We start from the raw sequence: 13651 nt of genomic DNA, 5'->3' as shown, positions 1-13651 counted from the left end.
ATGAAACGCATCGAAGCAGTAAACGATTTCGTTATTAAATTTGCCAATGTAAACGGCACCGGCTCCGCCAGTGCAAATAATATGTTCGCAAAATCTTTATTCCGAATGGGCTTGCCTATAAGCCCAAAGAATATATTTCCATCAAATATTCAAGGCTTGCCCACTTGGTATGAAGTGCGGGTGAATGAAAAGGGTTATCTCGGTCGGCGCGGCGGCGTAGATATGATGGTGTGCATGAATCCACAAAGTATGGCGAAGGACATACAGGAAGTGGAGTCGGGTGGTTATTTTTTCTATGACTCCAGCAAGCCCCTAGATCTACGGATGATGCGCAGCGATATTCATTTCATTGGCGTACCTTTAAAAGACTTATGTCAGCGTGAATACAGTGATGCACGTCAGCAGCAATTATTCCGAAATATTATTTATGTTGGCGCATTGTCTGCGCTGTTAGATATCGAATTTGAGGTGTTAACTGGCTTGGTGTCGGATCAGTTTCGCGGCAAAGAGAAATTGATCACGCCCAATGTTCGGGCGTTGGAAATTGGTTATCACTATGCTGCGGAACATTATCAATGTCCGCTGGGAATTCGTGTTGAACGCCGCGACGCGGTGGGCGATCAAATTCTGATTGATGGCAATACCGCGGCATCGCTTGGTGCGATATACGGTGGTGCCACTGTGGCCGCGTGGTATCCCATTACGCCGTCGACCTCGGTGGTGGATGGCTTCGATAAATACTGCAAACGCCTGCGTATTGATCCCGGCAGCGGCAGTAAAAATTACGCCATTGTGCAGGCCGAAGATGAGTTAGCAGCTATCGGGATGGTGATCGGTGCCAGCTGGAACGGCGCCCGTGCCTTTACCGCCACCAGCGGGCCCGGTATTTCTTTAATGAGTGAATTTTTGGGTTTAGCTTATTTTGCTGAAATCCCGACAGTACTTATAGATGTTCAGCGCGCCGGCCCCTCAACGGGAATGCCGACCCGTACTCAGCAATCCGATGTGTTGGCCTGCGCTTATGCATCGCATGGCGATACCAAGCACGTGCTGTTATTCCCTTCGACGCCGCGTGAATGTTTTGAAATGACCGCCGAGGCATTTGATTTGGCAGAGAGTCTGCAAACGCCAGTCATTATGTTGACCGACCTCGACCTTGGTATGAACGACACCATGTCGCCGCCACTGGTGTGGGATGACAAACGTGAGTATCAGCGCGGCAAAGTGTTCAACGAAGAACAGCTAGAGGCCATGAGCGAGCGCTTTGGTCGTTATTTGGATGTCGACGGTGACGGCATTCCTTATCGCACGTACCCGGGTACACACCCCACTAAGGGCGCCTTTTTTACCCGTGGCACGTCGCGAGACGAGTATGCGGTGTATACCGAAGATGGTGACGCCTATGAAAAGAATATGCAGCGCCTGCTGAAAAAATGGGATACCGCGAAAAATCTCGTACCGATGCCTGAGATTATCGACGCAAGCAAAGGCGGTGGCAAAGTGGGTGTTATTCACTTTGGCACTAGTCGCGAAGCTACGCTGGAAGCCGTAGATACTTTAGCGGCAGAGGGCATTGGGATTGATACATTGCGAATAAAAGGTTTTCCCTTCCATAAGTCTGTCGACGCATTTATAGAGCAGCATGACACCGTGTTTGTGGTGGATCAAAACCGCGACGCGCAAATGCGAACGCTGTTGGTGAATGAGTGCTTGGTGTCGCCGCGGGATTTAATTTCGATCTTAAATTACAACGGTACTCCAATCTCTGCGCGGAAGATTCGCGAGGAAATTATCGCGGTGTTGCGAGGCGACAATGTTCGGCCCATCCATAAAAAGAAAATGGTTAAGGAGTCTGTTTAATGACTTATATTCGTCCTGCATTTCGTCATCCAGACTTGCCGCGTAACGACCTTGGTTTTACCCGCAAAGATTACGAAGGTGCCATATCAACGCTTTGTGCGGGCTGTGGTCACGACTCGATAAGTGCAGCCATCGTTCAGGCCTGTTTTGAATTATCTATTGCGCCACATAAAGTGGCCAAAATGTCAGGTATCGGTTGTTCATCTAAAACACCAACCTACTTTTTAGGCAACTCACACGGCTTTAATTCGGTACATGGCCGTATGCCGTCGGTGGCAACGGGTGCAAACCTTGCCAACCGCGATCTTATTTATGTTGGCGTGTCTGGCGATGGCGATACCGCTTCCATCGGCATGGGCCAGTTTACCCACGTAGTACGTCGTAATTTAAATATGATGTACGTGGTAGAAAACAATGGTTGCTACGGCTTAACCAAGGGCCAAGATTCCGCTACTGCCGATATCGGCTCGGCCAGTAAGAAAGGCGAGCCCAATCATTTTGAACCGATTGACCTTGCCAGCATTGCATTACAACTGGGTGCAACCTTTGTCGCACGCAGTTTTTCTGGTGACAGAGAACAGCTGGTGCCGCTCATTAAAGCCGCAATCAGTCATCGAGGGTTTGCGTTCATCGACGTAATCTCGCCCTGCGTCACCTTTAACAATAACCCTAAGTCAACCAAGGGTTATGAACATGTACGCGATCATCTTGCTGCGACGGGCACGGTGGATTACGTGCCGTTCAAACAGGAAATTTCAGCAGAGTATGAGCAGGGGCAGTCTAAAGAAGTCACCTTGCATGATGGTTCAGTGGTGCATCTTCACAAGGCTGATCCAGAGTTGAATATCAGCAGTCGTCGTTCAGCATTGCGCCTAATAAAAGACTATAAAGCCAAGGATCAAATTCTTACCGGCTTATTGTTTATGGATGAAAACTCTCAGGATCTACACGAGATACTGGGTACCAGTAAAACCCCGCTGCGCGATTTAGGCGCGGCGGAGCTGTGTCCAGGTCAAAAAGTCTTGGATAAATTGAATGAGAGTTTACGCTAACGCCAGCAGTCGCCTGTTAACAGCTACTTTGTTAGCAGGCGGCGAATACGGCCACTTCTCGCTCTATCCTTATCGCGTGCTTTAAGTAGCAGAGCTATCATGCCGTTAATGTCGTCAGCAACTTGCTGACGTAGCGGAATCATCGTTTCCTGCGTCAGTTGCTTACCTTTGTACTCACTAAGATCAAGCGGCTCACCAAACTGGATATAGCATTTTTGTGGCTTGGGGATGAGGGTGCGAAACAAGCCTAAGGGTATCGGCCCCATTAAATCACTGCGGGTATTTTCATTGATAAGGCCGAGCAGCGTTAATGCTCGCCCAATGAGGGTGTCGGGCAAGTCTTCGCCTTCAATAAGATGGTCGTAAAAGTCTTCTGGGCCAACAATGGCGGTCGGTACGATGGTATAGCCGTGTTTGGCAGCAAGCCTGATAAACCCGTAGCGCTCTTTCCACAGAAGCTGGTATTTCTTATCTGCGGATTTGGTTGCCTCGTGGGCACCGCCGGGAAAGACGATTAAGTCACTGCCGTTGTCCATTAGCGCGGAACACACTTCAGGGTGGCCAATAACGACGCCTTGGTTTAATAACAGGCTTTCATTTACCGGGTTCCATAAAAATTTATCGCTCAGCGCGCGGATAAAGCGCCCTTGTTCCGCTAGCATCGGCAGGCCAATAATCGGCCCATCGACAGCGTACATAGCGTGATTAGCGACAAATAGGCAGGGTTGGCTTGGGATGTTCTGAACATCAAGCAGCTGAGGCTGAAACATACGCTTGATTATTTTATAGCTAAAATTCCTCACCTTTGATTTAGGCGGTGAGACCTTTAAGGCCTTGTCTATATAGCGAACTAAATCTTGGCCGCTATAGGGCTCAGCATTTTTGTCAGTAAAAGCCATGGGTGATCCTGCTCTTGGCGTGGTGCGACCAAACATTTTAACAGAGCAGGGGGCGAATAGTAATTTCGATGTTTTGGCGGCTAGAGCTAGCCAGCGCACGATTTAGCCCAAGATGTTTTTAATGAGCACCAGCTCGCAATACTTCTTAAGTGACGCTAAAGACCTTTTGATGTCGACGACGTCAGGGGTGACCAACCATTGATAGATGAGCCCATATATACGACTGTAATAATCAATGACGAACTGGTGAACATCTAGGCCTGTAGGGAATTCGCCACTACCAATGCCGTCTTCCAGTACCTTGGTCAAACCTTGCTGAGATTCCGTATTGTAACGGACAAGCTCCTCGCTCAAAACCGACGGATGGCCTAGTGAATCAAACCACAGGGTGTACATAACTTTAATGTTGTCGGGCTCGTTGATAATAATATGTTCAACGGCATTTATACGGGTGAGTATGGAGTCAATCCCAGACTTATTGTCGGTCTCGTGTAAGTAGTGATACCAAAGCTTTCTATGCTCGGTGAGGATGCGTTTGAATAGCTCTTCTTTAGAGCCAAATCGCGCACTGGCCAGCCCTCGGCTGTAGCCTGCACGTTCGCCTACTTCTTTTAGTGTGGTTTTCTCTGTACCTATTTCCAGAATAAGCTCATTGGCAACTTCTAGCATTCTTTCATCAGACTTTGCGACACGCTCAGCTTGAGTCAGCTTTTGTTGGTTTTCTGGCCCGTTCATATTTTTAGTTTACTTCCATGCTGGGTCTGCAGATTGATGTATTCGTATTTTAATGAGCTCTCATTACCGCCAAGTCTCAACAGGGGTAAGGGGGCGATATTTACAAGTATGTGTAATAAGAGAAGAAATTGTATGCCCAATAGTTGGGTGGAGCAAGATACTTGTTTGTTTGAAACAAATATCATTTTGCGTGCATGTACTCTTGCAAGAGGACACTTTTCATGACGGTAGCTACAATATTTTGCGCATGAATTTTTAATAGGCTGATTTATATAGGTTTTACTCACGTCGTCGCCGGTAGTGAGATCTTCTTGTCAGATTGTATTCGTGTCGATTAAGCGAGGCATATTCCCAAAATAGCAATTTCTCTTGCGCCCTTATAACAATTTAAACTTGTTTGCTTCAAACAAATAAGTTGACGAGGGTGTCTCTCAATAGTTAGCATGCGTAACAAGAGTGATGGGAAACGATGTTTTTATCTCTCACCGAGTGCAGAAGTGGCGAGCTCAGTTTGCTTACCTTTTTGTTTGTATACGCAATAAATATAAAACAAAGATTCTGTCTTATTGAGTGGCACTAACTATTAGTCATAGTCGTGTTTAGTGAAATTCGATCGTTTCTAAAGATGTAGATTTACTCTGGCTTCATGTATCAAAAATATAATCATAAGGGCTATTCGAATGAAAAAATCGTTAACAAAATTAGGGATTATCTGCTTAACAATTCCGGCTGCAGCGCAGGTGTATAGTGCGCCGCGAGAAAATACTGCACTCGAAGAGGTAGTTGTAACCGCAGAAAAGAGAAGCCAGAGCATCCAAGACATTCCCGCTAGTATTTCTGCATTTGACGAGAGAGCAGTGCGCGACGCCGGTATTGTTGACGTATCTATAGTGGCGCCACGTGTTCCGGGCTTTTATGCTGGTGGCTTTGGCACCAGTCGTCCGCAGTTATATATTCGTGGTATTGGTACTCGCCAATTTGACCCGGGTTCTGAGTCTTCGGTCGGCGTTTTCGTCGATGAAGCGTATTTAGGAAGAACCGGTGGCGTATTGGGAACATTAAAAGATGTTCAGCGCATCGAAGTGCTTAAAGGCCCGCAGGGCACACTCTATGGTCGTAATGTTATCGGTGGTGTTATCAATGTGGTAACAAAAGGACCTAGCGACGAGTTTGAAGCTGAGGCTGAAGTAGGTGCTGGTAATTTCGACAGCAAGAATCTTTTTGGTGCGGTGTCGGGCCCGTTAATTGACGGTAAATTGTCCGGTCGTGCGGCACTTTGGCATAGCTACCGTGAAGGCTACATGACTAACTTGGCAACCGGTGAGCATCCTCAAGGTTTGGATAATACTGGTGGTCGCTTCCGCTTATTATTCACACCTATTGATAATCTTCGTATGGATTTAATCGCAGATTTTGCGAGCGATACCGGTGATTCATTCCAAGGTGAAAGTATTGGTTCCACCGCAAATGAAGATGGCATTCTTTTGGGCGGTGGTGGCACGCCGAAGAAGTCAGGTAATAAATTTAAACAGTACTACACCACGGACACCAAGTACGACCGTGACGTAGATGCATTGAACGCTAAAATCGAATATGACTTTGATGCGGGTACGTTGATCTCGGTCTCTACTTACCGAGAAATGACTTACGTCGATGACCGTGATTTCGATAACACCAGTCTGGATGTAATTCGTCAAATTTCCGATGAAGAATCAGAGCAATTTACTCAAGAGGTACGCTTTGTTTCAGAGTCAGGTGGTTCATTGTCTTTTGATGGCAAGGTAGATTGGATCGCTGGCGTCTATTATTTTAGCGACGAAAGTGTCCATTTCGACACCTTCAAATATGGCCCAGATTCAGCGGTGTATGCGCCAACGGCCGACGGCAGCTATCCGACGGATACCACTGGCGGTAGTTTTGATACCACCAGCAATGCTTACTTTGGTCAGGCAACAATTCTTCTAACGGACCAGTTAGATTTGACCTTGGGTTTGCGCTATACCAAAGATACTAAGTCGGCAATATTGTCTGGAACCACAACAGATGCCAGACCATTGGTGAGTGCAGACTTCCGTGTTGTTAATCCCGAACAGGAATTTACGTCTACCGACCCTAAAGCGGTTCTTAACTACCGTGTAAATGACGAGCTTAGTTTTTACACCAGCTACAGTCAGGGCTTTAAATCAGGTGGTTATCAGTACACATCACTAACCGCATCTCAGGCCGGTATTGTGTTTGAACCTGAGCAACTGGTTGCTTATGAAATTGGTTTTAAATCACAGTGGTTAGATAACTCGCTGACATTTAACGGCGCGGTATACCAGTTTGATTACACCGATATTCAAGTATCACGTGTGGTTCAGCTCGCCGACGGTAGCACGCCATCGTTAATTGATAACGCCGGTGAAAGTCGTATTCGCGGTTTAGAAATGGACTTGCTATACCGTCCTACCGTGGCACTAACCATGAACTTTTCCTATGCCTACACCGACGCCAAGTATCTAGATTATGTTGCTAGTAACAATGTCGATTACTCAGGTACTCGCATGGTTAGAGCTCCGGAGCATTCCTTCAATGTTGGTGCGGAATATATTGTTCCTTTCGAAAATGAGATGGAGCTAATTTTTCGCGGTGATTATTCCTATAACACTGAGTTTTTCCATGAGCCCGGTGAGGCAGATGCTAAATACGGTACTACCGCACCCTATACAAAAGAAGATGCTTACGGTCTAGCCAATGTGCGGGCGACGCTTACGCGTGATAACTGGCGCGCAAGCCTGTGGTCTAACAACGTGCTTAATGAAGAATATCGCAGCACGATACTGGCTCTGCCGGGTCAAGTTATCAATATTTACGCTTTACCAAGAACCTTTGGTCTTACTTTGGCGTGGTCTTACTAAGACTGGTTAAGAATGAAGTGATGTTTGTGATCATGATGTGGTGTTATTTGCCGCATCATGATTCAAGACTGCTAGCGTTATGGATTATTAAATAATGAAACAGAATTACGAATTTCTCAGTATTGAACAGCGCGGCGATATAGATATCGTTAGCCTCAATCGTCCTGATGCACTTAACTCTTTGAACAAACAATTGTTTAGTGATCTTTACGATTATTTTTTAAGCTTGCAGTCTAACTACCACACTCGAATTGTGCTGCTCCGCGGCGAAGGTCGCGCGTTTTGCGCCGGTGCCGATTTAGATTCCAGTGCATTTGCCTCAGGTGAGGGCCGTGAATCTCAGCAGTACGAAGTGCAGCGCCAAGCATCGGCATTAATTAAATTAATGCGCAGCTGCTCGCAACCAATTATTGCCTTGTGTCACGGCCCAATTTGCGGCGGTGGCTTTTCATTGGTGTTAGCGGCAGATGTTCGCTTAGCCGCACCCTGTACCAAGATGAATGCCGCCTATATCAAAGTGGGCCTAAGCGGTACTGATATGGGCTCGGGCTATTTCTTACCTAGAATTATCGGCTTTTCCAACGCCGCCATGTATTTGTACACCGGACGCTTCATTACTGCTGAACGTGCGCTGGCCATGGGCTTGGTGTCGGAGCTGGTCGAAAAAGACAAGTTGCTCGAGCAGGGCTTATTACTGGCCGACGACATGTTGCAAGCATCGCCCCTTGGCCTGCGTTTAACCAAAGAAGCACTTACGGCAACGGTCGATTCGCCAAGTTTAGACGCGGCGGTCGCCATAGAAGATCGTCAGCAAAACCTGCTGATGGGCACGGCAGATCATCAAGAGGCAGTAACAGCCTTTAAAGAAAAGCGTCGCCCGAATTATAAAAACACCTGATTTAAAGAGTAGAACCCTATGCAAGGATTAATGATGGACGTGCCGATGCTATTGTCTCGGCTCATCGACTACGCTGCAGACCACCACGGTGAGACTGAAGTGGTATCGCGTCAAATCAATGGCCGTGTTGAACGCAGTGATTGGCGGGCCCTGCGCTCGCGCAGCAAGCAACTCGCTAAATCCTTGCTAGCTGCTGGCTTTAATAGCGACACCCATTTCTCTTCCCTAACGTGGAATACCATTAATCACCTTGAAGTATTTTACGGAGTGTTGGGCATCGGCTCGCCTCTGCATACGCTGAATCCGCGATTAACCGTGAATGATCTGTGTTACATGATTGAACTGATGGCAGATAAGGTCTGCTTTTACGACGCCGATACCCAAGCACTGGCAGAAGAGATAGATCGCAATACCGATTTTATCAGCCAGTGGATTTACCTCGACGAAGGCGAAGCGCTGCCCGCAGCTAACCTCAGAAAATACTGTTCTTTAAGCGCATTGAAAGACGGTGTGGATGATCAATTTGAATGGCCGGTATTTGACGAGCGCGATGCCGCGACGGTGTGTTTTACCTCGGGCACCACCGGCAGGCCAAAAGGTGTGGCATACAGCCACCGCAGCTTAACGCTTTGCGCCATGAATATGACCATGGTGGATATGTACGGCAGTGCCCGTAATGGCGAATTGGTGTGTGCCATGCCCATTGCCCCCATCTTCCATGCTAACGGCTGGATGATGCCTTTCTCTGCGCCCATGAATGGCCATAAGCTGGTATTGCCGGGCCGAGATTTCTCGCCCGCTGGCGTCGTTGAATTAATGGCCCAAGAAGGTGTGACGATTGCCGGTGCGGTACCTACCGTGTGGAGCGACATTATGGCCACCGCGGATCGCAGCGAAACAAGCCTAGCATCGCTAAGCACCGCTTTGGTTGCGGGCACGGCCATACCCGAAAAGCTTTTTGATTTATTAGAGGGTCGCGGTATTGGCGTGCGCACCACATGGGGGATGACCGAAGTTCCCGGCGCGACTCGCGCGAGCTTGCCACCAACAGCCGGTGAAACGAATAAGGCCGACATCCGCAAAATCGCGCTCAACCGCCAAGGCCGTGTTGGTTTTCAAGCCGATTTACGCATTGTGGATGAGGAGGGCAATCGCCTTGCTCACGACGGTATCGCCTCGGGTATTTTACAAGTGCGCGGCCCAATCGTTGCCGCCCGTTATGTTGGCGAGAGCGAAGATCAAGCCGTCGAGTGGCTAGACACCGGCGATATCGCCACCATCTACCCAGACAGCACAATTCAAATCGTTGATCGGGCTAAGGATGTTATCAAGTCCGGCGGTGAATGGATAAGTTCACCACAGTTAGAGGCCGCTGCTGCGAGCCACCCTGCAGTCAATTTGGCGGCAGCGGTGGCGGCGCCCCACCCACGCTGGCAGGAGCGGCCCTTTTTATTATGTACCCTAAATGCGAACCAAGAGGTCTCGGCAGACGCGCTGCGCCAACACATGGCCCAGACCCTCGCAAAATGGTGGTTGCCCGAAGACATTAAATTCATTGAGGAAATGCCGTTAACCGCAACGGGTAAAATTAATAAAATGCGTTTGCGCCAGCTGTATGTGCAAGCAAGCACCCTTGAAGAAAAGGGCTAAGTGCGATGCTATTAACCGAGCTTCAACAGCAAATAGCCGACGCGGCAAAGGCTTTTTCATTAAAAACGCTACTGCCAGAATACCAAGCGCGAGAGCGCCACGGCGTGCTAGATCGCAATCTTGTGAAACAACTTGGCGACTTAGGTTTTCTTGGTGTGGATTTGCCAGAGGCAGTTGGCGGCATGGGCTTAGATGCTCTATCGGCGGGTGTGCTTGCCGAGCAGATGGCCTACGGCGACTTTAATATCAGCGCCTTGCCAGTAAATGTGTCTTTGGTTGGCTCAATTCTAATGCGTTATGCCCATCCCGATGTTGCTGGGCAGTGGCTGCCGAAAATGGTAGCTGGCGAGGCGATTGTCGCTATTTGCCTAACCGAGCCCAGTGGCGGCTCCGACGCCGCCGCCTTAAAAATGCGGGCTAGGCGCGATGGCGACGACTATATTCTAAGCGGCGAAAAAGCCTCTATTACCTTTGCCGATTGCGCCGATGCCTCCTTGGTATTTGCCCGCACAGGTGAGGGCGACAAGGCCGCTGGCGTAACGGCATTTTTTGTTCCCCATGACTGCAAGGGCGTTAGCCAAACCCGCTATGACGATTTGGGCAGCGCCATTATTGGTCGCGGTTCGATCTTTTACGACGAGGTGCGCATACCTGCTAGCCATCGTGTTGGCGATGCGGGTAAGGGTTTTAGTCAAGTTATGCAGGGTTTTGATTACAGCCGCGCGCTTATTGGTTTGCAATGCTGCGGCGCCGCTCAAGCCTCTTTAGACGAAGCATGGGCCTATAGCGTAGACCGTGAAGCCTTTGGTCGTCCTATTGCCCAGTTTCAAGGGGTCACTTTTCCCTTGGCAGAAGGCGAATCCCAAATCGCCGCCATTCGCCAATTGTGTATGCACACCTTAAGTCTGCGCGATGCCAATTTGCCCCACACCTCAGAAGCCGCAATGTGTAAATGGATGGGGCCACGCTACGCCCGCGACGTTATTCATCAATGCCTGCTGACCTTTGGTCACTATGGTTGGAGCAAGGACTTTCCCCACCAGCAGCGCCTGCGCGATGTGATGGGCCTAGAAATTGGTGATGGTACCGCCGGCATTATGAAATTGATCATCGCCCGAGAGCGCGTGGGTCGTCATGCCGTGCAATATGCATCTTCGTAAATACCATAAACAGAATTGAGTGAGAATTTATGACGTCATTAGCTAATTTGTATATTCCAACCGCCGCCGAGGCGCCAAGCCCTGAGTATCAAGATCAGGACGATTTGCGTCATCGGCCATTGCCTGGCGGGAAAATGCGCGACTCCCTGTTCTGGGAAATGATCATGCCTGACGAGAAGCTAGGCTTTCAGGCCTATCTTTATTTGGCGGGCACAGGTCAAGCGGGCTTTAATTTTGTGGTGTGGGGCGAAGATCAAGAACCCTATGTGCTGGACCTTGGTCATGGCGAAGTTGCCGACAGCATGGACTTTGATAACTTCTCCTTATCGGGTTTGAGCCTGACCCAGCCAGACTTGCGCAAGACGGCAGTGCTCAAGTACGAGAGTGACAATCTTAAATTGGAATACAATTTTACCGCTATTCACGACGCCTTTAGCTATCGACAAAACCCCACCGGTTTACCTGAATGGTTTGCGCTAAATCGTTTTGAGCAAACTGGCCGCGTTACCGGCTTTTTGGAATTTGGCGACCGCCGCATTGAATGGGACCGCATTGGTCATCGCGATCATTCCTGGGGAACCCGCAAATGGGGTGTGCCTCATCATTGGAAATGGCTTATTGCCTACACCCCAGATGGTCGCCATATCGTCAATGCATGGATCTATATCGCCAAGGGCGAAATGGGCGTTGCCGGCTATGTGGTTAAAGACGGCGAAGTGGTGCCGATCGACACCATTAAACATCATGCCAGCTACGACGATGATATGGGCCAGCGCCAAGTAGAAGCGGCGATCACCGATACCCGTGGTGGTGTGACCCATCTACAAATGGAGCGCTTTGGCTTAGTGCGTCTGCCGACCAATGACAAGATGGATACCATGATTATGGAAGCCGCCTGCACCGCGACAATCGACGGTCATGCAGCGGCGGGGCAGTTTGAAACCCATTGGCCCAAATCCTATGTAAATTACCTTGCTTCGCTGAATAAAAAATCATGAGCTGGGAATGGTGTGAAGCGAGTTTGGGGCGGCTGCAGAATTTCCTTGCCGAGCAAGGACTAACTGATGGCCCCCTCACGACGACGCGTATTGGCGATGGTCACTCCAACCTGACGTATTTGGTCAGCGACGGTAAGCATGAAATGGTTTTGCGTCGGCCGCCGCCGCCACCTTTACCGGTGGGTGCTCATGACGTTCTGCGTGAGGCGCGCTTGATTAAAGCGCTGGAAGACAGTGGCGTGCCTGTCGCCAAAGTACTTGCTGTGGAAGATGCATTAGAGGTCTTAGATGTTCCGTTTTATATTATGGAATACCTCGCTGGTGAGGTGATAACTGATGTCACACCGGCCAGTTTAGCGATTCCTGCCCAGCGTCAGTTTATGGCGGAAACCTTGGTTGATACGCTTGTTGCGCTACACAAAGTAGATTGGCGCGCCCGAGGTTTAGAGGGGTTTGGTAAACCAGACGGCTTTAATGCTCGGCATTTTAAACGTATTAAGTCGTTGATCCCCGATGATGTAAATTTGTCTCCCGCATTCGCGGAGTTGTCCCAGTGGCTTGCTGCGAACATTCCAATGGAGTCCGATGCCTGCATTGTGCACAACGATTTCCGCATTGGTAATGTGATGTGGAAAGCGACGGCGCCGACTCGGCTTCTCGCTGTTTTAGACTGGGAGCTGGCAACCCTTGGCGATCCGCTATTCGATCTTGCTTATTTTATTAACTGCTATCCCCGCCATGGAATCCCCCGCACGCCAACCCAAGACTTGGCCGCCGCGGTATTGGAAGACGGCTATCTAGAACCAGCTGAGTTAATTGCGCGCTATGTGGCGGGCAGTGGCCGCGATGTGTCGAATTTAAAATGGTATCAAGTATTCGTCGATTGGAAGCTGGCAATATTGTACGACTACTCTCGGCGTCGCGGTGGCGATGATTATTATCAGCAAGCTGGATTAGTGGAGAGATTTCTGAACGCAGCGCTTAGTAGTATTGACTCTTGAGTCATTTGCTAGGAATTGTATAGAGAAATAAATGATAGTGTCGTTTTTGTGAATCGTTTAAAGCTGTATTGTGTAAGCGCCAAATTATTCAAATACAAATGACGCTTGAATTAGAAAGGATTAAAAAATGACCACGAATGACATAATTCCAGACGGCTTTAATCTGGTTGACGCTGCCCCCGGCTTTGATGTGCATATAGGCAATATTTATTTAAAGCAGGTAGGTGAAAAGAAAGTGTTGGGATTTCGGGTGCGAGATTGCCACCTCAATAAAGCCGGCACCTGCCACGGTGGCGTACTTACTAATAAGGCGGAAATAATCAATACGCTGTGTTAGACTACCGTGCATGGAAATTGACGCAAGAAAACTAAGCACAGAAGAGCAGCACCTCCTCCGACGGTTGGCGGTGCAGCGGGTATTTGATGGTGAATCTGCCGCGGAGGTGACTCGAAGTTTTGGGCTAGGTGCTCGAACGATTTACCCATGGTTAAAATTAG

Annotated in this window: 12 protein-coding genes; 10 read left to right on the top strand and 2 right to left on the bottom strand. The window is 48.9% G+C overall.

All coding sequences use genetic code 11. The features are described 5' to 3' along the window. Positions 1–1860: a 2-oxoacid:acceptor oxidoreductase subunit alpha gene (locus GVJ32_RS04170; RefSeq protein ID WP_159238808.1), complete on the top strand. Its 1860-nt coding sequence runs from the start codon at positions 1–3 to the stop codon at positions 1858–1860. Continuing rightward, complete coding sequence (locus tag GVJ32_RS04165; RefSeq protein ID WP_159238807.1) at positions 1860–2912, top strand: 2-oxoacid:ferredoxin oxidoreductase subunit beta; 1053 nt, start codon at positions 1860–1862, stop codon at positions 2910–2912. The genes GVJ32_RS04170 and GVJ32_RS04165 overlap by 1 nt, the downstream gene beginning before the upstream one ends. A 23-nt stretch (positions 2913–2935) precedes the next feature. On the opposite strand, the gene GVJ32_RS04160 is transcribed toward GVJ32_RS04165, so the two are convergent. Together GVJ32_RS04160 and GVJ32_RS04155 are read right to left on the bottom strand one after the other, a co-directional pair. Further along, the gene (locus tag GVJ32_RS04160) at positions 2936–3811 is read right to left on the bottom strand and encodes a lysophospholipid acyltransferase family protein (protein ID WP_159238806.1); all 876 of its coding nucleotides are present in this window, start codon (positions 3809–3811) and stop codon (positions 2936–2938) included. A 102-nt stretch (positions 3812–3913) separates the two neighbouring features. Beyond that, positions 3914–4546: a TetR/AcrR family transcriptional regulator gene (locus tag GVJ32_RS04155; RefSeq protein WP_159238805.1), complete on the bottom strand. Its 633-nt coding sequence runs from the start codon at positions 4544–4546 to the stop codon at positions 3914–3916. Between the two features lie 680 nt (positions 4547–5226). Between GVJ32_RS04155 and GVJ32_RS04150 the strand changes: the two genes are divergently transcribed. The 8 genes from GVJ32_RS04150 to GVJ32_RS18430 all read left to right on the top strand — a co-directional run. Next, positions 5227–7446: a TonB-dependent receptor gene (locus tag GVJ32_RS04150; RefSeq protein ID WP_159238804.1), complete on the top strand. Its 2220-nt coding sequence runs from the start codon at positions 5227–5229 to the stop codon at positions 7444–7446. A gap of 94 nt (positions 7447–7540) precedes the next feature. Continuing rightward, complete coding sequence (locus GVJ32_RS04145) at positions 7541–8344, top strand: enoyl-CoA hydratase/isomerase family protein (protein ID WP_159238803.1); 804 nt, start codon at positions 7541–7543, stop codon at positions 8342–8344. Positions 8345–8362: 18 nt separating this feature from the next. Further along, on the top strand, positions 8363–9994 hold the full coding sequence (locus GVJ32_RS04140; RefSeq protein ID WP_159238802.1) for an AMP-binding protein: 1632 nt from the start codon (positions 8363–8365) through the stop codon (positions 9992–9994). Between the two features lie 5 nt (positions 9995–9999). Then, positions 10000–11154, top strand: a complete 1155-nt coding sequence (locus GVJ32_RS04135; RefSeq protein WP_159238801.1) for an acyl-CoA dehydrogenase family protein — start codon at positions 10000–10002, stop codon at positions 11152–11154. A 29-nt stretch (positions 11155–11183) separates the two neighbouring features. Continuing rightward, positions 11184–12152: a DUF7064 domain-containing protein gene (locus GVJ32_RS18185; protein ID WP_200841333.1), complete on the top strand. Its 969-nt coding sequence runs from the start codon at positions 11184–11186 to the stop codon at positions 12150–12152. Then, positions 12149–13153 (top strand): phosphotransferase family protein, encoded by a 1005-nt coding sequence (locus GVJ32_RS04125; RefSeq protein ID WP_159238800.1) that lies wholly within the window; start codon positions 12149–12151, stop codon positions 13151–13153. Before GVJ32_RS18185 ends, GVJ32_RS04125 begins: the two co-directional genes overlap by 4 nt. 127 nt (positions 13154–13280) lie before the next feature. Further along, on the top strand, positions 13281–13490 hold the full coding sequence (locus GVJ32_RS04120; protein ID WP_159238799.1) for a hypothetical protein: 210 nt from the start codon (positions 13281–13283) through the stop codon (positions 13488–13490). 10 nt (positions 13491–13500) lie between these two features. Further along, positions 13501–13651 (top strand): helix-turn-helix domain-containing protein (locus GVJ32_RS18430; RefSeq protein WP_435808066.1); only part of this gene is annotated, 151 nt, incomplete at its 3' end.

This window comes from Zhongshania aliphaticivorans, from assembly GCF_902705855.1.
GTDB lineage: Bacteria > Pseudomonadota > Gammaproteobacteria > Pseudomonadales > Spongiibacteraceae > Spongiibacter > Spongiibacter aliphaticivorans_B.
This window is presented reverse-complemented; position numbering and strand designations above follow the sequence as displayed.

Bases quoted from the DNA above. Each gene is read 5' to 3' on its own strand.
- GVJ32_RS04120 (WP_159238799.1), top strand. From the start codon at position 13,281: ATGACCACGAATGACATAATTCCAGACGGCTTTAATCTGGTTGACGCT.
- GVJ32_RS04170 (WP_159238808.1), top strand. From the start codon at position 1: ATGAAACGCATCGAAGCAGTAAACGATTTCGTTATTAAATTTGCCAAT.
- GVJ32_RS04135 (WP_159238801.1), top strand. From the start codon at position 10,000: ATGCTATTAACCGAGCTTCAACAGCAAATAGCCGACGCGGCAAAGGCT.
- GVJ32_RS04125 (WP_159238800.1), top strand. From the start codon at position 12,149: ATGAGCTGGGAATGGTGTGAAGCGAGTTTGGGGCGGCTGCAGAATTTC.
- GVJ32_RS18185 (WP_200841333.1), top strand. From the start codon at position 11,184: ATGACGTCATTAGCTAATTTGTATATTCCAACCGCCGCCGAGGCGCCA.
- GVJ32_RS04145 (WP_159238803.1), top strand. From the start codon at position 7,541: ATGAAACAGAATTACGAATTTCTCAGTATTGAACAGCGCGGCGATATA.
- GVJ32_RS04150 (WP_159238804.1), top strand. From the start codon at position 5,227: ATGAAAAAATCGTTAACAAAATTAGGGATTATCTGCTTAACAATTCCG.
- GVJ32_RS04165 (WP_159238807.1), top strand. From the start codon at position 1,860: ATGACTTATATTCGTCCTGCATTTCGTCATCCAGACTTGCCGCGTAAC.
- GVJ32_RS04160 (WP_159238806.1), bottom strand. From the start codon at position 3,811: ATGGCTTTTACTGACAAAAATGCTGAGCCCTATAGCGGCCAAGATTTA.
- GVJ32_RS04155 (WP_159238805.1), bottom strand. From the start codon at position 4,546: ATGAACGGGCCAGAAAACCAACAAAAGCTGACTCAAGCTGAGCGTGTC.
- GVJ32_RS04140 (WP_159238802.1), top strand. From the start codon at position 8,363: ATGCAAGGATTAATGATGGACGTGCCGATGCTATTGTCTCGGCTCATC.